31 protein-coding genes are annotated in these 19,939 nt (G+C 30.3%); 22 read left to right on the top strand and 9 right to left on the bottom strand.

The features are described from left to right. The first annotated feature begins 6 nt into the window (after positions 1-6). From CKL_RS09030 to CKL_RS08955, 18 genes are all read left to right on the top strand, one after another. The gene (locus CKL_RS09030) at positions 7-993 is read left to right on the top strand and encodes an XkdQ/YqbQ family protein (protein ID WP_012102235.1); all 987 of its coding nucleotides are present in this window, start codon (positions 7-9) and stop codon (positions 991-993) included. Beyond that, positions 968-1,306: a hypothetical protein gene (locus tag CKL_RS09025; protein ID WP_012102234.1), complete on the top strand. Its 339-nt coding sequence runs from the start codon at positions 968-970 to the stop codon at positions 1,304-1,306. Before CKL_RS09030 ends, CKL_RS09025 begins: the two co-directional genes overlap by 26 nt. Continuing rightward, entirely contained in the window at positions 1,299-1,769 is a 471-nt protein-coding gene (locus tag CKL_RS09020; protein ID WP_012102233.1) for a DUF2634 domain-containing protein, read from the top strand. The genes CKL_RS09025 and CKL_RS09020 overlap by 8 nt, the downstream gene beginning before the upstream one ends. A gap of 4 nt (positions 1,770-1,773) precedes the next feature. Beyond that, positions 1,774-2,904, top strand: a complete 1,131-nt coding sequence (locus CKL_RS09015) for a baseplate J/gp47 family protein (protein WP_012102232.1) — start codon at positions 1,774-1,776, stop codon at positions 2,902-2,904. Next, positions 2,891-3,523, top strand: a complete 633-nt coding sequence (locus CKL_RS09010; protein ID WP_012102231.1) for a YmfQ family protein — start codon at positions 2,891-2,893, stop codon at positions 3,521-3,523. Before CKL_RS09015 ends, CKL_RS09010 begins: the two co-directional genes overlap by 14 nt. A gap of 3 nt (positions 3,524-3,526) precedes the next feature. Then, positions 3,527-4,315: a phage tail protein gene (locus tag CKL_RS09005; RefSeq protein WP_012102230.1), complete on the top strand. Its 789-nt coding sequence runs from the start codon at positions 3,527-3,529 to the stop codon at positions 4,313-4,315. 19 nt (positions 4,316-4,334) lie between these two features. After that, a complete protein-coding gene (locus CKL_RS09000; protein WP_012102229.1) occupies positions 4,335-4,712 on the top strand; it encodes a hypothetical protein in 378 nt (125 codons plus the stop codon). Continuing rightward, a complete protein-coding gene (locus tag CKL_RS08995) occupies positions 4,705-6,048 on the top strand; it encodes a radical SAM peptide maturase, CXXX-repeat target family (RefSeq protein ID WP_012102228.1) in 1,344 nt (447 codons plus the stop codon). The genes CKL_RS09000 and CKL_RS08995 overlap by 8 nt, the downstream gene beginning before the upstream one ends. A gap of 161 nt (positions 6,049-6,209) precedes the next feature. Then, positions 6,210-6,434: a hypothetical protein gene (locus CKL_RS21275; RefSeq protein WP_172634755.1), complete on the top strand. Its 225-nt coding sequence runs from the start codon at positions 6,210-6,212 to the stop codon at positions 6,432-6,434. A gap of 128 nt (positions 6,435-6,562) precedes the next feature. After that, positions 6,563-6,730, top strand: coding sequence for a hypothetical protein (locus tag CKL_RS21270; RefSeq protein ID WP_242652549.1), 168 nt, complete (start codon positions 6,563-6,565; stop codon positions 6,728-6,730). Positions 6,731-6,748: 18 nt separating this feature from the next. Further along, positions 6,749-7,192, top strand: a complete 444-nt coding sequence (locus CKL_RS08985; RefSeq protein ID WP_012102226.1) for a hypothetical protein — start codon at positions 6,749-6,751, stop codon at positions 7,190-7,192. Positions 7,193-7,343: 151 nt separating this feature from the next. Next, on the top strand, positions 7,344-7,985 hold the full coding sequence (locus CKL_RS08980) for a lactate utilization protein (RefSeq protein WP_012102225.1): 642 nt from the start codon (positions 7,344-7,346) through the stop codon (positions 7,983-7,985). A 223-nt stretch (positions 7,986-8,208) separates the two neighbouring features. Beyond that, positions 8,209-8,379 (top strand): hypothetical protein, encoded by a 171-nt coding sequence (locus tag CKL_RS20670; protein ID WP_172634754.1) that lies wholly within the window; start codon positions 8,209-8,211, stop codon positions 8,377-8,379. A 16-nt stretch (positions 8,380-8,395) separates the two neighbouring features. Then, positions 8,396-8,650: a hemolysin XhlA family protein gene (locus tag CKL_RS08975; RefSeq protein ID WP_012102223.1), complete on the top strand. Its 255-nt coding sequence runs from the start codon at positions 8,396-8,398 to the stop codon at positions 8,648-8,650. A gap of 16 nt (positions 8,651-8,666) precedes the next feature. Then, a complete protein-coding gene (locus CKL_RS08970) occupies positions 8,667-9,506 on the top strand; it encodes a peptidoglycan recognition protein family protein (protein WP_012102222.1) in 840 nt (279 codons plus the stop codon). Between the two features lie 85 nt (positions 9,507-9,591). Next, positions 9,592-9,843, top strand: coding sequence for a hypothetical protein (locus tag CKL_RS08965; protein WP_012102221.1), 252 nt, complete (start codon positions 9,592-9,594; stop codon positions 9,841-9,843). Between the two features lie 56 nt (positions 9,844-9,899). Then, complete coding sequence (locus tag CKL_RS08960; RefSeq protein ID WP_012102220.1) at positions 9,900-10,133, top strand: hypothetical protein; 234 nt, start codon at positions 9,900-9,902, stop codon at positions 10,131-10,133. A 116-nt stretch (positions 10,134-10,249) separates the two neighbouring features. Beyond that, positions 10,250-10,624: a hypothetical protein gene (locus tag CKL_RS08955; protein WP_012102219.1), complete on the top strand. Its 375-nt coding sequence runs from the start codon at positions 10,250-10,252 to the stop codon at positions 10,622-10,624. A 614-nt stretch (positions 10,625-11,238) separates the two neighbouring features. Here the strand turns inward: CKL_RS08955 and CKL_RS08950 are convergent. The 3 genes from CKL_RS08950 to CKL_RS20665 all read right to left on the bottom strand — a co-directional run bounded on the left by CKL_RS08950 (position 11,239) and on the right by CKL_RS20665 (position 13,573). Then, positions 11,239-12,384 carry a helix-turn-helix domain-containing protein gene (locus CKL_RS08950; RefSeq protein ID WP_012102218.1) on the bottom strand — a complete coding sequence of 382 codons (1,146 nt, stop codon included), beginning with the start codon at positions 12,382-12,384 and terminating at the stop codon, positions 11,239-11,241. Between the two features lie 5 nt (positions 12,385-12,389). Beyond that, positions 12,390-13,052 (bottom strand): hypothetical protein, encoded by a 663-nt coding sequence (locus tag CKL_RS08945; RefSeq protein WP_012102217.1) that lies wholly within the window; start codon positions 13,050-13,052, stop codon positions 12,390-12,392. A 350-nt stretch (positions 13,053-13,402) separates the two neighbouring features. Next, positions 13,403-13,573 carry a hypothetical protein gene (locus tag CKL_RS20665; protein WP_012102216.1) on the bottom strand — a complete coding sequence of 57 codons (171 nt, stop codon included), beginning with the start codon at positions 13,571-13,573 and terminating at the stop codon, positions 13,403-13,405. A gap of 328 nt (positions 13,574-13,901) precedes the next feature. Here CKL_RS20665 and CKL_RS08940 point away from each other — a divergent pair, with 328 nt between their 5' ends. Further along, entirely contained in the window at positions 13,902-14,099 is a 198-nt protein-coding gene (locus tag CKL_RS08940; RefSeq protein ID WP_012102215.1) for a cold-shock protein, read from the top strand. A gap of 105 nt (positions 14,100-14,204) precedes the next feature. Here CKL_RS08940 and CKL_RS08935 read toward each other — a convergent pair whose 3' ends face one another. The 6 genes from CKL_RS08935 to lepB form a co-directional block, all read right to left on the bottom strand. Further along, positions 14,205-14,672, bottom strand: a complete 468-nt coding sequence (locus tag CKL_RS08935; RefSeq protein ID WP_012102214.1) for a helix-turn-helix domain-containing protein — start codon at positions 14,670-14,672, stop codon at positions 14,205-14,207. Continuing rightward, positions 14,669-14,929, bottom strand: a complete 261-nt coding sequence (locus tag CKL_RS08930) for an FAD-dependent oxidoreductase (RefSeq protein WP_012102213.1) — start codon at positions 14,927-14,929, stop codon at positions 14,669-14,671. Before CKL_RS08930 ends, CKL_RS08935 begins: the two co-directional genes overlap by 4 nt. Then, a complete protein-coding gene (locus CKL_RS08925) occupies positions 14,926-15,906 on the bottom strand; it encodes a sulfide/dihydroorotate dehydrogenase-like FAD/NAD-binding protein (RefSeq protein ID WP_012102212.1) in 981 nt (326 codons plus the stop codon). Before CKL_RS08925 ends, CKL_RS08930 begins: the two co-directional genes overlap by 4 nt. 275 nt (positions 15,907-16,181) lie before the next feature. Further along, the gene (locus tag CKL_RS08920; RefSeq protein ID WP_012102211.1) at positions 16,182-16,535 is read right to left on the bottom strand and encodes a hypothetical protein; all 354 of its coding nucleotides are present in this window, start codon (positions 16,533-16,535) and stop codon (positions 16,182-16,184) included. Positions 16,536-16,644: 109 nt separating this feature from the next. Next, entirely contained in the window at positions 16,645-16,926 is a 282-nt protein-coding gene (gene spoIIID / locus CKL_RS08915; protein ID WP_012102210.1) for a sporulation transcriptional regulator SpoIIID, read from the bottom strand. Positions 16,927-17,655: 729 nt separating this feature from the next. Continuing rightward, complete coding sequence (gene lepB / locus CKL_RS08910; RefSeq protein WP_012102209.1) at positions 17,656-18,150, bottom strand: signal peptidase I; 495 nt, start codon at positions 18,148-18,150, stop codon at positions 17,656-17,658. Positions 18,151-18,369: 219 nt separating this feature from the next. On the opposite strand from lepB, the gene CKL_RS08905 reads away from it, so the two are divergent. The 3 genes from CKL_RS08905 (at position 18,370) to CKL_RS08895 (ending at position 19,848) form a co-directional block, all read left to right on the top strand. Next, positions 18,370-18,651: a hypothetical protein gene (locus CKL_RS08905; protein ID WP_012102208.1), complete on the top strand. Its 282-nt coding sequence runs from the start codon at positions 18,370-18,372 to the stop codon at positions 18,649-18,651. A gap of 65 nt (positions 18,652-18,716) precedes the next feature. Then, positions 18,717-19,211, top strand: a complete 495-nt coding sequence (locus tag CKL_RS08900; RefSeq protein WP_012102207.1) for a hypothetical protein — start codon at positions 18,717-18,719, stop codon at positions 19,209-19,211. Positions 19,212-19,581: 370 nt separating this feature from the next. Beyond that, on the top strand, positions 19,582-19,848 hold the full coding sequence (locus CKL_RS08895) for a hypothetical protein (RefSeq protein ID WP_012102206.1): 267 nt from the start codon (positions 19,582-19,584) through the stop codon (positions 19,846-19,848). Positions 19,849-19,939 lie beyond the last annotated feature (91 nt).

Genomic DNA, 19,939 nt, shown 5'->3' with positions numbered 1-19,939 from the left:
GATACTATGATAAGTATAATCGCAAAAGATAATTATAAGGTTGGCAATTTAAATGAGGGTGTTACCCTGCAGGAAAGCATAGATTCCATAGCATATATGGCCACAGTCAAGCTGATTGAAACTGAACAGCTCCAGAGCATACAGTTTGTTAAAGGCAATGGTATTGAAATATGGGATACTCCCTTTAATGGAAGCACTGATGTAAGGGTGTTTAAAGGTGTTGTATGGGAAAGGGATCGAAACAGAAAAGAGCATTACCTGAACCTTGAATGTAAGGAGAGAACAGTCTATCTTGAAAATTCAGAGGATGAGTACCAGCACATAGAGGGTCAGACCGCCACTCAGAGGATAACAAGGTATGCAGGTGACTGGAATATACCTATAGGAATTTTTGCAGATACAGGAATAGGGCTTGCCAAGAATATATACAGAGGTGGCGATAAAATTCTTGACATGATATTTAAAGACCTGAAGGAGACAGCCCAGAAAGGCGGTAAGCTCTACAAAGTCAGGATGCAGGAAGATAAACTGGATCTGATTGAGATAGGTACAAATACTACTGTATGGAAATTAGAATCCATAGCAGAGGAAATAGAGGAATACAGTTCTCTCGAAGGTGCTGTAACCCAGGTAAAAGTTTTAGGAACACAGCAGGATGAAAGCTTATCGCCCGTCATTGGTATCTATGAAAAAGAAACCAGAGGTTATGGTACTTTAAGAAAGATAGTTCAGGACGACAAGGTAACAAATGCAGATGAAGCCAAGAAAAAAGCAGATTCCATTTTTAGCACAGGTGAGGACTATATAAATATAAGCTGTGGCGTTGATATAAATACCATAAGGGCAGGGGATAAAGTAAGCCTTGATGGCGTTGAACTATATGTGGCAAGTGTTACACACACTTTGGGAAGCAGTGGGAAGATGGAGTTAACCGTTGGAACTATGGATTATATAAGGAGGAAGTTTTATGCGGGAGATGGAGGAACTAGCTAGTACAATGAAAGACCACACTAATAAATCTGTAAATAATGCTGTTTCGGGACTTGGCGTTGAATTTGGCACTATGACAGAAGCAGGGTTGAAACTTGATAACTTTAAACATGAGATAACGGATTACAAGGTACTTGACTATTTAAAACTGGATAAGGATTATTTTACTCAAACTGATGTTGCTGGAGGAGAATACAGTCATTCACATAATGTAAAAACTCCAGAAATGTTAAAACCCCTGAAGTCAGGTGACAGGGTATTGGTTGCCCAGGTAGGAAGTGAATTTATAGTTATAGGGAGGGTGAGAAATGCCTAATCTATTTCCGGATAGTGATTATACAAATGATACCACATCATCAAGTACTAGTACTACCAGTGGTAATAATAGTGATGCAGGATATAAAGGTTCCTATAAATTTGACTTTAACAAGGGTGAATTTGTAAGAAACCCGGATGGAACTTTAGCAAGATGTAACAGACTGGAAGCTTATGAACAATGGTGCAATAAAGCAATGAATACTCCTGTGGGATTTAGAGCTTACAGTAGATTATACGGTCATGAATTGGATACCTTGTCGGATTCACTGTATTCAAGGGAAGCTATAGAACTTGAAGTTAAAAGAATGACCACAGATACATTGATAGTTCATCCCATGACCAAGGATGTAAAGGACTTTGCTTTTACCTGGCAGAACAATGGGGAATTGTATTATGATTACACTGTAATTACCGTAGATGAAGAATCAATTGACATGAATAATACAACGAAGGTGGGGTGATTATATGGCAGACTTTGAAATGCCCGATTTTCTTAGCGAAAATGCAGATACCATACATGCACGAATGCTTAAAAAAGCTCCTAAAGATGTAAATACCATTGAAGGGGATTTCTTCTGGGACAACACAAGACCCACTGCGGATGAAATGGCAACTATACAATATAAACTGCAGAGATTTTTAAAAATAGCTTTTCCTCAAACAAGTTATGATCAATATTTAGATTATCTCGGAGAGTTAAAAGGACTTCCTAGAAATGCGGCTACATTTAGTACTGGAAAAATAAAAGTAACTGCTGTTCCTGGTACCCAAATTGTAGAAGGTAAAATTGCTTGTACCGTTGCTACGGAAGACAAGACAAGCATAGAGTATAAATTTCAGGAAACTAAAACTATAGATTCTACGGAAACAGCTTATATAGATGCAAAATGTACACAGGCAGGAAGTATAGGTAATGTTCCTCCAGGGAGTATAACTATGCTTTTAACTCCTATAAACGGGGTCAAAAGTGTAACCAATGAGGAACAATTTAAAGGTGGCACTGATATAGAAGATGATACCCATTATTCGCAGAGGATTACAGAGGCAGAACAGCAGGAGAAGCTTAGTGGTGCCGATAGCGATTACATAAGATGGGCACAGAAGGTTGATGGAGTAGGGTATGCTTATCCTGTATCGGAATGGAATGGTCCAGGTACAGTTAAAGTTTTAATCCTTGATAAAAACGGACAGACTGCCACACAGGAACTTATAGAAGCAGTACAGAATTATATTGCTCCAATAGTTCCACCAGGGCAAAACAGGGGAGGACTGGCACCTATAGGGGCAATAGTAACAGTTGCAACAGCCTCTATTTTAAATCTTAGTATTAAAGCTGATTTCATATTTACAAGTGGATATGATCCGCCTGAAGTACTTACAAATATAAAAAATGAAGTAAATAACTATGTTACAAAGGTGGATTTAAGTGAAACCATACTATTTAAAGCAGTTGATTCTGTAGTAGGTTCTTTTATTTTGCAGAAGAAAGGAATTGATAATTATTCTAATCTAACTGTAAATGATGAAACTGTAGATATAACATTAAATGAGCAGGTTGCAGTAGTAAATGAGGTGGTAGCAAATGGAGTCTCCTAGAGGACAGCAGATGATTAAATATATATCGCCTGATTCACAATCAAGTGCTATAGAACAATCTATATATGAAGCCATAGGAAGTGAATTTGACAATACAGACAGTATTATAGATGAAATACTAAAGCAATTTTTTCCCCAGACTGCTACATGGGGACTTACATGGTGGGAAAAAAGATTAGGGCTTCTAACGAATTTAAGCGAAGATATAGAAAAAAGAAGAAAGAAGGTAATTGTAAAGCTTCAGACTAGATGGCCCATGACACCTTTAAATATGGCTAAAATAATCAGTACTTACACAAATGCAAGTGTTCATATAACAGAAAATGTGGCTCCATATACATTTCAGGTTGATTTGCTTAGTAGTAGTGGTTTCCCTGAAGATTTAGTGGAGTTATATAAAACTGTTAAGAGGATAAAACCGTCCCATCAATCTGTCAAATATAAGATGACATCTGTAACAAACATGAATATTTATTATGCTGCAGCTTCTATATCTGGTGAAACAATAACAGTATATCCATGGACACCAAGAGAAATAGAATCCAGGGGGAAAATTAATGTTGCAACAGCAGTAGCAAACAATACTGAAACAATAACCGTATATCCAAAGGAGGGATAAGCCTTGGCAGAAAGTTTTTATACAATACTTACCAATGTGGGAAAAGCTAAGATAGCTAATGCCACAGCATTAGGAACAAAGGTGAATTTTACTACTTTAAAAGTAGGAGACAGCAACGGTACTTATTATAACCCCACAGAAGCACAGCAGAATCTTGTGCATACAGTATGGCAGGGGAATATAAATTCTATTAAAGTAGATGCGGAAAATCCTAACTGGTTAATTATCGAAATTGTAATACCTTCTAGTGAAGGTGGATTTACTATAAGAGAAGTAGGGATATTTGATGATACCGGAATTATGCTTGCTGTGGGTAAATATCCTGAAACATATAAACCTATGGTGACAGATGGAAGTACTAAAGATATAACGATTAGAATGATTTTAGAGGTTTCCAATAGTGCCAGTGTAACTTTAAAAATAGATCCATCTGTAACTTTAGCTACACAAGAGGATATACAGGCATTGAGAAATCAAATAAATACTAATACTACAAGTATAAATAATTTAGCTGGATCAGGAAGGACTACTGAAACTGTAAAGGGTAATTCGGATGCCATAGTTAATTTAGGAGGAGCAGGAAGAACCACAGAAACAGTTAAAGGAAATGCAGATGCCATAGCACGAATAGGGCAGCAAATAAATAATGCAAAGTTTTTTTCTCAATCCAGTACACCTGACAGCGGCAGTATAGATTCTACTAAAACAAACATCTGGTTTGATACAGCAAACAATATAATAAAAATATGGAATGGCACATCATGGCAGGGACAAGGTGCTGTGTATCAATAATAAATTCAGGAGGGCTATTGTGGAAACAGTAAATAAGGAAAATCTATTAGAGGAATTAAAAAAATTAAATGTCGGTGAAACATTATTTATATCTATAGACAAGGATATATCCAATACAATTCAATTGTTATTTATAAAAGTTCAATCATACAATAATTTATTTATGAGTTATATAAATAATACAATACAGGAGGCAAATAAATTTAATTTGGATGCCTTTCTTGAAAAGTATGCCGAAGCCAACCAAGAAATAGAATTATTTAAGTCTGATATGTTGAAGAAATATTTAGATAATGCCTATGAATATTTTATGGTGAATAAGTTTTTCTATAACTTTAATTATGATTTAAATGTATTGCAAATTAGAAAAGTTGGGAGAAATAAAATAAATGATTAAACCTAAGAACGGATATTATTTAGATAGAAGGGACTTTGAACAGTGGCAAGATTCTATATCTCCACTAATTGAATCCTATGAAAAATGCAATGGAATATGTAATGATTGTGAAACTTATAAAGATACAAAAAATCCAGATTTAAAAGTAAAAAATATAACTTTCGTTGTAACGGAAAAGTGTAATTTAAATTGTTCTTATTGTTATGAGCAGCATAAAACAGGTAGGAGAATGAGTAAATCAGTAGCAAAGAAAGCTATTGATTTTTTATTTAATGAAGAAAAGATAAATGGCTACTACAGTTTTAAAACCTCTCCTGCTGTAATATTAGAATTTATTGGTGGGGAGCCATTACTAGAAATAGATTTAATGGATTATATAGTAGAATACTTTAAATTTAGAGCATTTCAATTAGATAGTCCTTGGGCTACCAATTACATGATATCAATGACAACGAATGGAGTTTTATATGATTCTCCAGAAGTTCAAGAGTTCCTTAAAAAGAATTTAGGGAAAGTAAGCCTTGGAATAACTATAGACGGAAATAAAAAGTTACATGATACCTGCAGAAAATTCTATGATGGTTCTGGCAGTTATGACATAGTAGAAAAATCTATTAAAGATGCGGTAAGAAAAGGATACACTAATTCTACAAAAATTACTTTATCTCCTCAAAATGTTATGTATTTGAATGAAGCCATACAGAATGTATGGAATTTAGGGATCAAGGCAGCATATACTAATTGTGTATTTGAAGAAGGATGGCAAATAAAAGATGCCAAAATTCTATACTCTCAAATGAAGCAATTAGCAGATTTTCTACTAAAGGATAAGAATTATTCTAAATATTACTGCAGCTTATTTGATGATAGCATAGGGCAACCGTTAAAGGAAGATAGAAATTGGTGTGGTGGTAACGGACAAATGCTTGCTATTGCACCTGATGGCAAATGTTTTCCTTGCATTAGATTCATGAAATACTCTTTAAATAACCAAAAAGAACAGCCTATAGGAGATATCTATAAAGGACTTGATAGGAAAGAAGAAAATATGTGGTTAAACAAATTAAAAGATATTACTATGTCTTCACAGTGTCAGTATGAAGATAACAAAAAATGTCTTGATTGCAAAATTGCTTCTGGATGTGCTCTATGCACAGGATATAATTATGATAAATTTGGCGACCCCAATCATAAAGCAACTTTTATCTGTGAGATGCATAAAGCCAGGGTATTGGCTAATGTTTATTACTGGAATAAACTTTACCAGAAATTAAATTTAAATAAAATATTTAAATCAAATATTCCTAAAAAGAAGGTGAATAGTTATGGCATGTAGTGGAAATTGCAGTGGAACTTGCACAGGTGGATGTGGCTCTGGATGTGACTCTGGATGTTACGGATCTTGTAAAACAGGATGTACAGATGCGTGTACAAGTTGTGTAGGAAGTTGTGTAACTGGATGTACTGGCACTTGCACGACTGGCTGTTCAAGTTGTAGTGGAAACTGTATTGGTACATGTACTAGCTGTAGTGGCACTTGTAGTGGTAGCTGTTCAGGTTGTTCCGGCTGTAGTTCTTGTAGTGGAAGCTGTAGTGGGTGTAGTGGATGCAGTGGATCTTGTAGTGGATGTTCAGGTTGCACATCTTGCAGTGGGACTTGTTCAGGAGATTGTAATAATGCCTGTCAATCAACATCAGCAGCCCAAACAATTGCTGATTTAGGTTCAAACATTGCAATAAATAATCCTGTTAGGGTTAATGATTTTAAACAACTTAGAGATGCTATCCACAATGAACTATCAAGAAGAAATAAAACCATACCTAATGATAATTATATTGTTGAACCTGCTGTGAATAGTAAAATATTAGTAGAACATGCGCAGAAAATATTTGATGACATAAAAGTTATGGATTCATCAAAATTCAAAACTATTAATAACACTACAATAATTAAAGCATCTACTTATACTGATGCTATTACTTATATACAAACATTAATGAATCAAAATATTAAATAGAAAAGGGGTAATAAAAAAATGGATGATAAAGTATTTTTGTTAAACAAATTAAATTTGGTAAATGCAATTTTAGGAAATGATGCAGAAGGTGTGAAAACTGTTATAACTGCTCTAAATGCAGTTACGTTAACAACAGATCAAATAACTTCAATAAAAGAAACATTAATTTCTTTATTTGATGGAGATACATCTAATTTAGACATAAATTTAATAAAATCTGTTATAAATCAAATAAATGAAATAAATAAGAATTATTTATTAAATCTGTTGGAATTAAAAATGCTATCATTGCGAGATTCTAGTTCTAAAACGATAATTCAACAAAAGTTGCAAGATACTTCCATTGTTTTTGATAATGATAATGATAAATATAATTATTACTATACATTATCTAATTATGCTATTGTATTAAAAGATAGGACTTTAATACAAGCTGCCATAACTGTAGTGCAGGCTTTATAAAAAACCACAAGGCAAAATAGGGGCTAGAGATAGCTTTTTTATTTTGCCTTGAAAATATGGTATCATTAAATTAGAAACATATTATGAAGTATGATATTAGTATAATAAAAATAAGAGTTGAACTATATTTATCGAAAGGATATACATTTAGATGGATAATAATGTCTTGTGGTATTTAGAAGAACAAATCGAAAGAACTATAAACAATTTAAGAAAGCGAAATATGGCAGGTTTTTTCGTTAAGGATGATGTTGAACTAAAAGGACTTTTAAAAGAACTTATAGATGAAAATTCTGTAGTAGGTGTAGGAGATTCAATGACACTCTTTGAAACAGGTACTATAGATTTTCTGCGTAAAGGAAACTACGCTTTTTTAGATAAGTACAGAAAAGATATTACAAGTGAAGATAAAAAACAAATCTATATAAAAAACTTTTCTTCTGATACTTTTATGTGTAGTACAAATGCCTTAACTGAAGATGGAGAACTTTACAATATTGATGGTAATGGAAGTAGAGTTGCACCAATGATTTATGGGCCTAAACAGGTTATTTTAGTAACTGGTATAAATAAGATTGTTAAGAACATAGAAGAAGCAGAAAAAAGAGTTAGAAATTATTCTGCTCCAATTGATGCAAAAAGATTAGGGAAAAATACTCCATGTACTACTTTAGGCTATTGTGTAGATTGTAAAAGTCCTGATAGAATATGTAATGATTTTACAATAATTAGAGGACAGTTTATCAAAGATAGGATAAAAGTAATTATTGTAGGAAAGCAATTAGGATATTAATTATTTATTTCGTAATATTTCATATTATGCGATAAATATTCAGAGTTTTGGATAAATCCAGAGCTCTTTTTAATGCTCAATTTATTTAATAAAATATTGGTAGCGTAAGCAAATAATGAATGCTTATTTTTACTATTAATTTCATAGCATTATAATTTTTATATTGAACAAAATATTAAGGATATTACAGTAAATTCTCATTTAGGAGGAATAAGTGCTATGGGTGAAAAACATTGTTCTTCTTGTGGAAGCAAACAAGAAAAAGAGAGAAAAGAAAATAATTCTAAAACTAAACATAGCAAGAAGACACAGAAAAAAGATTGATGTTAAGATTAATCTGAAAATATCTAACTCAAAAGAACTTGGTTTAACCAGGTTCTTTTATTTTACATAAAACTAGGAGGTGCACTATGAGTGAATGCTATGACGGGAAATTGTGTGAAGAAAAGCACAAAACACTAAATAATACAGTGGATGAACATGAAACTTGGTTAAAAAAGCATGATGAAGAAATAAGCTTAATTAAACAGGACACCAGGGAAAATAAAACTGACATAAAAAATTTAATAAAAAAGATGGATGATCTCATATCAACAATCAAATGGGGACTTGGCATATTTGTCACAGTCTCTATTTTTGTTATGGGAATTTTATTAAATAAATAAAGGAGATGCAAATAATATGTTACCAATCACAAGGAAAATATCGTCTTACAACCATTCAGCAGGGAATAGCGTTAAGTTTATAGTTATGCATGACACAGGAAATTATAAGGATACAGCTCTGGCAAATGCTACTTATTTCAATGGAGGGGATAGACAGGCTTCTGCACATTATTTTGTGGATGACACTTCTATATATCAGGTTGTAGAAGATTCTAATGCAGCATGGCACTGTGGAGATGGTCATGGAACTTATGGTATTTCAAACTATAATTCCATAGGTATTGAAATGTGCAATTCCGGTGGGTATATTTCCGATACAACTATAAATAATACTCTACAGCTTGTAAGGAGCTTAATGAGTAAATACGGTATTTCTATTAGCAATGTAGTAAGACATTATGATGCAAGCAGGAAAGATTGCCCACATAATTTAAGTGCTAATAATTGGGCTAAATGGACACAGTTTAAATCCTTATTAGCAAGTGGAAGCTCTGTGGATTCTTTGATTACAGAGGTAAAGAATGCGAAACTAAAATCTCAAATAGCAGCACTTCAATACAATATGAATCTTGATTATAATGCTAAACTACAACATACTGACGGTAACATCTATCAGGAAACCTTGGACAACCTCAAAAGCATTGGAAATATCATTGCAAAAGGTCACAAGTCCCATATAGTTCTCTGGTTACAGCAGAAATTAGAAATGTGGGGTTATTTAAAGAAAGGAAGCTATACAGATATGATTTATGACGAGCCAACGTTCCAGGCTGTAACCGAACTCCAGAAGAACTGGGAAAGACCTACGGATGGAGTTTTGAAAATAGAAACCTGGAATATATTTTTGAATAACTAATTTAAAATAATTTTTATATTTTATTGCCTATAAATAAAAATCTGCATATTTATTAGATAAGAAACTAATGGAGGAATGATAAACAATGGCTAAGTATATAAAGAAACCTGTTGTAATTGAAGCTAAAAAATATAATGGGCATAATATAAATTCTATTGATGAGTTTATAGGAAATGGCAGGGGATATCAATATAAAAAAGGTGTTTTATATATTAATACGCTAGAAGGAAGAATGAAAGCTAGTATAGGCGATTATATTATAAAGGGCATAAATGGAGAATTCTATCCATGTAAGCCTAATATATTTGAAAAGACCTATGAGAAAGTAGATGAATAAAAAAGGGAGCTTAAAAGGCTCCTTTTTAAATTATAAAGATTATGGAGGAATGTAAAATGGATTATGAAAAGTTTTTAAAGGATGTAAAAGAAGGTAATGCAGAAGATGTAAAAAAAGATGTAGAAGAATTGCAGGAAAACTTAAAAGAGTTAGATACTATTGGAAAGCTAGTTGATTACCTGAAAACGCTAGATCCAAATAAAAAAGTTCTGATTGGGGGCAATTGTATGCCTATTATTTTAAGACTCTGTGACATCAGAGAAAAGGACAATAAAGTTTATCTAGGGTAGTATTTAAATTCTCATTCTATCTTTTCTCTGATGGAGTGAGAATTTTCTTATGTAAGGCTAGTAAAATAGCCATTTTTTAAATTATCAAAGTATAAAAATTATGGAGGAATGAGAAAATGAAAGAACAAATATTAAGCATGGGAGTACAGTTTATTATAGGTGTGTTTGGAATTATAGGAACCTTTGTACTCAAGAAGGTTGCAGATGCAGTAGAGGTTCAGAAACAGGCTCTTGCAGCTAAGAAAGATGCATATAATTACAATCGTGCTCTTAATATTGGAAATGGATTGTACTATGCTTTAGAAGATGAATTTAAAGATTTAGCTAAAGCAGGGGAACAGAAAAAGGCTGAAATGGAGAAAAGGCTGCTTGAAATAATACCAGGGCTTACACAGAATGAATTGGATGCTATAAATAAAGAGGTTTGTAATGGGGTTACAAAGATAGGGACAGAGGTTTTGACACCTATTGAGGTGAAGGAACAGAATTAATTTTAGTGGTCTTAACAGGCCACTATATTTTTTTGCTTATAGCTTATTTACGCATATTGTAAAATAATATATTTTATACTTATAAGGGTAATTATCCTTATTTATTTTTTACAATCAATACAATTTAATAAAAGCTCCGGTATTTGCCAGAGCTTTTATAGATTAAAACATATTGAAACGATATTAAAGAGATAACATAGTAGTTTTGTAAGCATTAATTATTATATCCAAATTTAATAAATTCAAAACAAAAGAAAGCTTTATGCCTTGAAACCATTTACATGTATTATAAAATCATATATCATATATTTATAAGGTTAACCCCCTTAATTAATTTTCACAACCTAAAATAAGTTTAATTTTTTTTAAATCCACACTCCAAATAGTATGATTATCAACCAATCATACTATTTTTTTGAAAGTGTATAGACGGGGTTGAGAGAAATTACAATCTGGTGGGGAAGTATAAGGATAAGGAACTACAGGTATGGTGAGGTGATTATTAGGAATTATTAAAAAAAATAAAGCCTAGATTTATTATGAATTTCCTTTAGGTTAAGGAAAGATGATTCATGAAATTCTAGGTTTTTTATTAATTAGAACAAATAATTTGTTTATTTAATTATCTTTAATTCAAGTTTTTTTTGTTTTGGTTTCATTTTAAAAATTTCATCTGGCAAGCAACATATAGATTGAATATCTTCTTTATTTAAACATATATCTTGAATTGTTTGTTCTGGATGAAGTATTTTATTATCAAATAATAATTCAAAAGCCTCTTTAAAAATTGAAGGTTCTTCTGGTTGCAAAATATCATCTAATGGCTCATGTTTCCACATTTGCTTTAAAGTCATTTGCCTTTGCAGATAACTTATCTGATTATCTGTAAATAAATTGAGTTGTTTGGATCGCATTATCATGGCATTGACCGAAACCTTCCACTTCTCTTTTAACATTAATAAATAATCTACTGAATTATGAATTATCTCCGTTGGAAATGAAGTTATAGGCATTAAGAAGGCACCAGCAAAATAATTCGCTTCAGCTTCAATTCTGTTTAGAACATCTTTTTTATATACATCATTTATTTTCAAAGTTGGATGTAATAATAAATGGCCTAATTCGTGTGCCGCATCAAATCTTGATCTTACAGCAGAACCTTTCTCACTACCCAAAAATATATATCCTTTTCCATTATTCCATTGTGAGAAAGCATCAATTTTTTTATTTTTAAATTTGATTCTACAGATAATAATACCATTCGTTTCTAATAGATCTACCATATTGTGAATAGGGTTATCGCCTAAATTCCAATATTTTCTCACATATAAAGCTATTTCTTCAATAGTTTTGTTGTCAATTGGTTCTTTGTAGGTATAGTTACTTATATCAGGTAAATTTACATCATAAAAATTTATATATTTATTTAGGTACTTATATATATCATCAGCCCATTTAATATAATAGCTGTAAGCATTCTTTATTTTTTTAGGAGTACTTTTCATTGCTCTAAAAAATATGGCACTATTTTCACACGTTCGCTCATTTTCAGATTTATAAAAGAATTGAATTGGAAAATTAAGTGCATTGGACATTTTCTTTAGTACGAATACAGAAGGGTTCATAATTCCTTTTTCGTATTGGGAAATTGCCTGGCTTGTTACTTCTATTAACTCTGATAGTTCTGACATTGATAATCCACGAGACTCTCTTGCTTCTTTTATTCTTGCAGGGACTATATCAAAATTGTTTTTTACCATTCTTATCACAGCCTTTTCTCTTCATTTAAAAGTTCTTTTAATATTGTATCTCGAATTTTAATACCTTTCTTTTTAGTATCTTTATCTTCAGAGCTAATTTTAACAGATTTAAGTTCTAATTTTAAGTCTAGGGAGGATAGAATTTTTTCGAATTTACAGTTTGGTATAATTAGATTTAAAAATTCAAGAGTATCTGCACCACCATATGTAATAATCCCATAATATTTATCGTCTTTAATAGCAGGGTTAGATTGATCTGTAAAATCAAAGATTGTTTGCTTTTCGTCGAAATTATTACAATAGGAAGATTCCAATTTGTACCTTGAACGTGATGGTAAACTGTCTTTATCTTTAGCAGATGCAATGTGTAAAAATATATTTCCAGCTGATAATTCAGGAACATATTCGCCGAAATTATTAGTTTTTTTCATTCTGCATTTAAAAGGGAAATTTTCGGGTAATAAATCCAATTCAAATTGATAATATATAGCTTTTGTGCGTATTCTAGGTAATATAGGTTTAAAATATTTGCTACTTAATATAGCATAATTATTTTTATACAATTCTCTAAATACTTGTTCGCCAATTTGAATTATAGGATATAATGTACGCCTGAGTGATAAAGTTATTTCATGTTTGATTAACTCATCAGCATTTTTATATATCATCAAAATAAACACTCCATTCTAAAATATGATATAAATAATTTTACATTATTATGATAATTTTATCAAGTATTTTTATATAATAATACTATTTTATCAATAAATTAAATGCTTGGATATAATGTAATTCGAATAAATATAATTTAAATAAAAAGCCCCAGGACCAAACCCAGGGCTTTCACCAATTAGAACATAAATGAGTGATTTTAAAGTATTCTTATGGTATTAACCATTATACCCAACTTTAAACATTTTATATTTATTTCCTAAAGCTTTTGTGATATTATGATTATAATATGAACCTTAACAAGGGTTGTATTTTAATTTCCCAATAAAAAGAGAGCTTCACGCTCTCATATCTTTTTCCATGTATGATAGAACCAATCAGCTTTTTCTTTACCGAACTGTCTTGCTACTTCTTCCTTAACTTTCTCATCATATATACAATCAGACTTATAGTTATTAGCAATTTCAAATACTTTATTGTACATTAAAGCGAATAATTCTCTATTAGATATTACCATATAACCATCCCCTTTTTTATTCCATTATACCAGATAATAGATATAGGGGAGCAATTAGCGGCGAATGTGGTTTTACTAGACAACAAATTTATAAATATAAAATAAAAGATAATTTAGGTGGTAATTAACAACTCTATATAAATAATTTGCTTTATTTAATAATGTGCGGTATACTTAGCAAATACTTAAATGAATCGTAATTAATTTAAACACAGGTATATTTCAATAAGTACTTAAATAATATATGTATTTATTATTATCGAAATTTTATTTAGTGTATTATGGTTATTACAGGGAGTTTAAGAAATAAAATTTTGGAGGTACTTATATGACAGGTACAGTTAAATGGTTTAATGAAAACAAAGGATTTGGATTTATTACAGGAGAAGATGGAAATGATGTTTTTGCACATTTTTCTCAAATAAATTCAGAAGGATATAAAACACTTGAGGAGGGTCAAAAAGTTTCTTTTGATAAAACAAGAGGACAAAAAGGACCACAAGCAGAAAATATTACTGTTCTTTAATTAGTGAATATTTATCCCTTAGGTTATATATCTAGAGGATTTTTGAATTGCATAGATAAATGAAATGCAGTAAAGAGGGGAATTTAATATTCCCCTTGTTGTATTTTATAAGACATCTCTAATTTTTCCTTTTATTTTGTCAAAAGTCTTCTTGGAGATAAAATTTTTCTTATTTATACAATTTGAATATGCATTTTCCGAAATACCTAAAATCCTAGAGGCTTGTCTTTTATCTAAGTTATTTTTATTTCTCCATAGTTCCAATATTTTACTACAATCAGATATTATAAATTTCATGTAATCATTGCAAATTATAATATTGCCAAATAGTTCATATAACTTTATTATTATATTAGGAGATGGGTTAATGTTGCAATTTTCATAAGATATAATTGTACCTGTAGAGATATTCAAAATTTTGCCTAGTCCCTTGGCTTTTATATTGTTATTTCTTCGTATTTTTCTTAGTCTAACTCCAAATGTATCTGATTCTAGGTAAGGATATACAAACCTTAAACAATCATTTAGGTTGAATTCAAATGATTGGGTTAGTGTCGCAATACTATAAGTCATGAATGATTGTGACTTGGAAAATTTACATTCTTATGCCTTGTGACACTATCTGTAATATTTATTAAATCTCCTGCTCCAAGGGCAATAATTTCTTCAGCAGCTGTATATCTACCATTATTTCTCATTATACCACCTACATTTCCAAGGCCCAGTACCATATCTGTTTTTTCATACATAACTACATCTGCCCCTGCTTTTTTAGCAGTTAGAGCTGCTGCACATCCAGACCAACCGGAACCAATTACTACTGCTTTCATTGAAAAGACCTCCTATATAATTCCTTATTTTTAAATAAATCTCTTGGATCCATCTGAATTTTACATAACCTCTTAATTCCATTATTTCCACAGCTATTGGTACAGCTTGAGCATATTCCTTCACCGCAGCTCATTTTAGCATTGTTACAGCAGGAGAAATTTATAGATTTATCTACTAATTGGATAATTTTATAGGTTAATGTATCAGAACCACCACAGTGAATTATATTTATATTTTCATTATCCATGATTTCCTTTAAAATAGATTTGAATTCCTCTGTAAGATTTCCATCATCTAATATACTGCAGTGTATGGTTTTAGAACTGTACTCTTCAAAGTACTCCCTGGCAAAGTTATTTTCAAATTGGGTATCCAAAATAGATATAATTTTGTTATTATTACAGTATAGATTTTTCATAACGGAAATTGAAGGTGAAATACCTATTCCTCTTGCTATAATTAAAGATGTTCCCCCCTTGGCATTATAAATATTTGATAATCCCATTATCCCATTTGAAAAAGGACCTCTAAGTAGTATTTTTCGGTTTTTATTTAATTGAAATAGTTTTTTTGTCTTTATACCAATTAATTTTATGGCAACTTTTAAAAAAATTTCATCTGTGTTAGCTTCCATTATTGATATGGGAACATCATAATAATTTATATTTTCTTCACCTCTCATAAACACAAAACTTCCAGGATAAGTTAGCTCTTTTACAAGATTTTCGGGAGCCTTTAGTGTAAATATACATAAATCATCCTGAGGTATTTCTTTCTTTAATATATATGAAGTATAAGTTTCCCTTAAATTTTTTACTTTATTTCCATTTGACATACATTGTTCATATATACATATACCATGCCAATTTTTACATTGACAGAATTTTTCACCAGAAAGCTGAGAACAAGCCACGCAGTTAAGGGTTTCTGCAAGATGACATGGACAATAAATGCTTCCAGCATCAATACAATACATGCAAATAACCTCCGTCTATTATTTATTGTGAGTTTTTATTTTTGATAAAACTGTGTATAATATCAGGTTATTTTTCAATATAATGTTTTGTTACTTTAAAATATATAACAGTAGGAAATTATTTGATTTATCCATATAAAACTTTTAATGCAATTTAATTTTATGTAATTCAATGAATTTAGAGTGTGTAAAAAATAAACACCAGTAGTAAAACTGGCGTCTATTTTTTGTACTATACAAATTAAGTAGATCATATAAAGTGAGGATTCTAAACACTAATACCAATCGTCATAACCGCTATATGGCAGCATTACAGGCACGATAAACCCTATTGGCATATGATGCATTTTACGTCTGCGTCTGCGTCCCCTTCTGCGTCTGCGTCTTCTTCTGCGTTTTCTTGGATCTTTCCGTCTATATCCAGGATAATACGAGAAGTCCTCATCGTCTTCAAGCTCATCATCATAAGGATCTTCCTCCATATACTCATCATCCATTAATCGGGTATAAGGCATGGAACAGTATGGACAATACATAGGGGATTCAAGATCATAGGAGTTTTCAAAGTCATAGGAATTCTCAGGCGTTTCTTTACTTATAGTGTCATTAACATCATTGTTGATGCTCATGAAATACCTCCACAAATTTATTTACAATGATATACTATGAATAAAATGGAATATTTGTGAATGAAGATTAAGTAAAAAAGCAAGATAAAAGTATCAAGGGAATTTTCCTCTAACTGGTATATTGGGTAATCCCCATACGTTCTTTTTGTTTTTTTATTCTTAAAGCTTGGCCGCCTCTTATATGTCTAATAGATTTATTATATGCTAAAACATTTTTTACTTGTTCAGCTATTTGGGGGTTTAATTGAGGTAGTATTTTCGTCATATCCCTATGTATTGTACTTTTGGAAGTTCCAAACACTTTTGCTGTAGTTCTTATTGTCGCTCTGGATGCCATGATATATTTTGATACTTCAATAACTCTATCTTCAATATTATTATAATTTTTCATTATTTTCACTCCTCATAATATGTAGTGCTTATTACACTATTTTGATTTAACTTAACTTTCTCTTGAAATAAATTATAATTATTAATTATGTGTAAAATGCATTCCAACAATGTGAAATCTGTGTCATTTTAATGAATAAAATATAGGTTTTTGATTTAAGTTTCCTTAACAATAAAATAGTACTTAAAAAATATGATTGTTTAGTGATATATTAATGTGAAGCTTATGTAATTTAGGTAAAAGTTATTTTATAAAAAATATATTATATGCATTTGCTAGACAACAGCATAAGAAAATATTGTATCTAATATATAGGAAGGAACTGTATAGATCAGTTATGAGAATTAATACTCTTAATGGTTATTTGAGGGGTATAGATGTAAATTATATTATTAAGTCAGAATGAGATAATAAAAGAAGGTTAGAAAATGGAGAGAAAAAATCAAATTTTAGGAAAACATATTGAATTATTGGAGAAATAAATTACAATAAAAATAACTTGTACCAATTTTATATACTATGTTCTACATAGAATTTACTACATAAAATTGATACAAAAAAATTAAATAAGACTAACTCTGGTGTTTTGGTACTTTTTTAAAAGCACTATATGTAGGTATTAACCCAAATGAGGTATATTGCTTTATGATGCTCTTTAAGTCGCATTATACGCAATATAATTAGAAGTTTAACTTTGAAAAATAAAAGAGGAAACCTTTATATATTGTTCTATCTAAAAATATTATTTATATCACAAAGCATTTTAGCTTTAATTCTATTTAGAGGGATACTACCAAAATATCTGCTATCAGAACTATTATTTCTATTATCACCTAAAACAAAAACTTCATTATTAGGAACCGTAAAAGAAGTAATATCACTATATGTTTGTATGTCAGATGGTAAATATTTTTCACTTAATTCTTTATTATTTACAAATACTTTTCCATCATTAATAGTAATTTTATCGTTTGGTAATCCTATAACTCTTTTTATGTATAAAACATTATTATCAGTATATGGATGGAATATAATAATATCACCATAATTATAATCTTTAGTCATAGCAGAGTATTTATCAACTACTATTCTATCTTTATCTGTTAAAGTAGGATACATAGACATTCCATCTACTTTTACGATATCAACAACAAACAATTTTACTACTAAAATCATTACAATAATAAGAATTGAAGAATAATATTCTTTTAAAAATTTTTTCATAAAGCCACCTTCCTTTGTTTAGATTATACTAGAAAAAGTTGTGAGTAAGCAAATTACATTAATTTATGAATTATACATTTGAGCCACAAAATTATGATGAGGAATATTTCTAATATATCCTTGATAAAAACCATTTTTTAGTAAAGCCTAACGTCACAATTGCAATAAGTTGACAAGCGTAGTAAAATAAAATTATTAGATGAGAAGGAGGCAGATAAAATGGATAAATTAGATCAAATATTACAGATATTTAATACCATAAAAGACGGAGAACCATATTTATATGCTAATTATAAGGAATTTGGGGCAAGTATAAAAGTATATATAGGATTTAATAAGCATAAGAATAGTTTTTATCAAAGTGTAAAAGAAAATGGTGTTATTAAAAATAAAAGAGATATTGAAATTAATAAAGCATTTTTTTATTTAAAAGATATATTTGATAAGATAGATGGTGTTGAAAAAAGTAATTGGCAAAAAAATTTTAAAGAGGAATATTAAGTTGAAAATATAGGATAGTTAGTTAAATATTTAACTAGCTATCCTATATTAATTTTAAATTATATATGAAATCAATTAGTCATTCGTTTAAAACAACATTATTTAACAAAATTATTTTATTATCTACGACAGACGATAATGAGGGTATTGTTGATGTAGGTGTTGTTGATCAAACTATAACACAAACTTCATCAGAAGTTTCTGTTATGGTAAGTAAAGTAATAGAGCTTTTAAATAGTATATTACATGTAACATTAACAGATACTCAAAAGAAAAGTTATGAAGATAGTATTACCGAAGCTTTTACTAATCTCAGTACCCAAAGTGAAGATGCTTGGATTTTTTGGCAGCATGAAGAAGCTCATAAGACTACCTATCAATATAATATTTTCTTTGCTATACAAAATTTTGAGACTGGTAGTGTTATGTTAGCATTACCTATGTCACTCACAATTAATGTTAATTTAGAAAAAGAAAAGGTTCTGTGGATTACTATAAAAGATAAACAATCTTATGAAGTTAATGTTCAATCTATTGAGGTTGTAGAAGCATTAAAATAAATTATGAGATGAACCTTTGAATTACTTAATTTGAAAATTACTATAGGAGTATTTTCCTATGGTGATTTTTATTTTTTGATATCTGCTTGGTGATTATTTACTCTGATCTTTATGGTATATTTTTTCAGATGGGAGTTGGGAAAGTTTCTTTAATATTATTTGTGCAGATAGAAGGATATTTAATTATTTTGTGGAATATTACAATAATAGACAAAACAAAAATGTACACTTAAGGAAAAATCTTAGATAATCACAATAACCTTAGAAGAACTTATCCAGGGGCGTAGCAGTGCTTATTCCTTTGAAGAAGGTGGAGGTGTTAGCTAATTCTAGCCTTGGGATAAATTGTTAATAATTAAGAGGTGATCTTATGAAATATGATGATTTTCCATATTATTTAAAGTACAATAACGAAGAAATCCAATGTCATGTTTTTAGGTGGGATAATACTTTAAGAGCAAAATGTAAATATAAAAATACTTTAGTAGAATGTACTTGTTCCTATAGAAAATATTTAAAGGATATGTCTATAATTGAAACTATGATTAAGAGGCATTTAAAAACAATTGATGAAAAAGGGGAAGAGTTTTATCAACATTATAAATTAAAAGAGTTAATGGAAATTTTAAAAAGCTAAACATAATTATAAAGTAAACTAAAAATAAATAAGACACCCTTAAATTTTCTAAGAACAAAATTTAAGGGTGCTATTTTAAAGACAACACTAT

The organism is Clostridium kluyveri DSM 555, assembly GCF_000016505.1.
GTDB classification, from domain to species: Bacteria; Bacillota; Clostridia; order Clostridiales; family Clostridiaceae; genus Clostridium_B; species Clostridium_B kluyveri.
The sequence above is the reverse complement of the archived record's forward strand: the minus strand, read 5'-3'. Positions and strand labels throughout refer to the sequence as shown.

What these genes read in the sequence shown, in the direction of transcription:
- CKL_RS09030 (WP_012102235.1), top strand. Translation starts at nt 7, where the DNA reads ATGATAAGTATAATCGCAAAAGATAATTATAAGGTTGGCAATTTAAAT.
- CKL_RS09025 (WP_012102234.1), top strand. Translation starts at nt 968, where the DNA reads ATGCGGGAGATGGAGGAACTAGCTAGTACAATGAAAGACCACACTAAT.
- CKL_RS09020 (WP_012102233.1), top strand. Translation starts at nt 1,299, where the DNA reads ATGCCTAATCTATTTCCGGATAGTGATTATACAAATGATACCACATCA.
- CKL_RS09015 (WP_012102232.1), top strand. Translation starts at nt 1,774, where the DNA reads ATGGCAGACTTTGAAATGCCCGATTTTCTTAGCGAAAATGCAGATACC.
- CKL_RS09010 (WP_012102231.1), top strand. Translation starts at nt 2,891, where the DNA reads ATGGAGTCTCCTAGAGGACAGCAGATGATTAAATATATATCGCCTGAT.
- CKL_RS08995 (WP_012102228.1), top strand. Translation starts at nt 4,705, where the DNA reads ATGATTAAACCTAAGAACGGATATTATTTAGATAGAAGGGACTTTGAA.
- CKL_RS08985 (WP_012102226.1), top strand. Translation starts at nt 6,749, where the DNA reads ATGGATGATAAAGTATTTTTGTTAAACAAATTAAATTTGGTAAATGCA.
- CKL_RS08980 (WP_012102225.1), top strand. Translation starts at nt 7,344, where the DNA reads ATGGATAATAATGTCTTGTGGTATTTAGAAGAACAAATCGAAAGAACT.
- CKL_RS08975 (WP_012102223.1), top strand. Translation starts at nt 8,396, where the DNA reads ATGAGTGAATGCTATGACGGGAAATTGTGTGAAGAAAAGCACAAAACA.
- CKL_RS08970 (WP_012102222.1), top strand. Translation starts at nt 8,667, where the DNA reads ATGTTACCAATCACAAGGAAAATATCGTCTTACAACCATTCAGCAGGG.
- CKL_RS08965 (WP_012102221.1), top strand. Translation starts at nt 9,592, where the DNA reads ATGGCTAAGTATATAAAGAAACCTGTTGTAATTGAAGCTAAAAAATAT.
- CKL_RS08960 (WP_012102220.1), top strand. Translation starts at nt 9,900, where the DNA reads ATGGATTATGAAAAGTTTTTAAAGGATGTAAAAGAAGGTAATGCAGAA.
- CKL_RS08955 (WP_012102219.1), top strand. Translation starts at nt 10,250, where the DNA reads ATGAAAGAACAAATATTAAGCATGGGAGTACAGTTTATTATAGGTGTG.
- CKL_RS08950 (WP_012102218.1), bottom strand. Translation starts at nt 12,384, where the DNA reads ATGGTAAAAAACAATTTTGATATAGTCCCTGCAAGAATAAAAGAAGCA.
- CKL_RS08945 (WP_012102217.1), bottom strand. Translation starts at nt 13,052, where the DNA reads ATGATATATAAAAATGCTGATGAGTTAATCAAACATGAAATAACTTTA.
- CKL_RS20665 (WP_012102216.1), bottom strand. Translation starts at nt 13,573, where the DNA reads ATGGTAATATCTAATAGAGAATTATTCGCTTTAATGTACAATAAAGTA.
- CKL_RS08940 (WP_012102215.1), top strand. Translation starts at nt 13,902, where the DNA reads ATGACAGGTACAGTTAAATGGTTTAATGAAAACAAAGGATTTGGATTT.
- CKL_RS08935 (WP_012102214.1), bottom strand. Translation starts at nt 14,672, where the DNA reads ATGACTTATAGTATTGCGACACTAACCCAATCATTTGAATTCAACCTA.
- CKL_RS08930 (WP_012102213.1), bottom strand. Translation starts at nt 14,929, where the DNA reads ATGAAAGCAGTAGTAATTGGTTCCGGTTGGTCTGGATGTGCAGCAGCT.
- CKL_RS08925 (WP_012102212.1), bottom strand. Translation starts at nt 15,906, where the DNA reads ATGTATTGTATTGATGCTGGAAGCATTTATTGTCCATGTCATCTTGCA.
- CKL_RS08920 (WP_012102211.1), bottom strand. Translation starts at nt 16,535, where the DNA reads ATGAGCATCAACAATGATGTTAATGACACTATAAGTAAAGAAACGCCT.
- spoIIID (WP_012102210.1), bottom strand. Translation starts at nt 16,926, where the DNA reads ATGAAAAATTATAATAATATTGAAGATAGAGTTATTGAAGTATCAAAA.
- lepB (WP_012102209.1), bottom strand. Translation starts at nt 18,150, where the DNA reads ATGAAAAAATTTTTAAAAGAATATTATTCTTCAATTCTTATTATTGTA.
- CKL_RS08905 (WP_012102208.1), top strand. Translation starts at nt 18,370, where the DNA reads ATGGATAAATTAGATCAAATATTACAGATATTTAATACCATAAAAGAC.
- CKL_RS08900 (WP_012102207.1), top strand. Translation starts at nt 18,717, where the DNA reads ATGAAATCAATTAGTCATTCGTTTAAAACAACATTATTTAACAAAATT.
- CKL_RS08895 (WP_012102206.1), top strand. Translation starts at nt 19,582, where the DNA reads ATGAAATATGATGATTTTCCATATTATTTAAAGTACAATAACGAAGAA.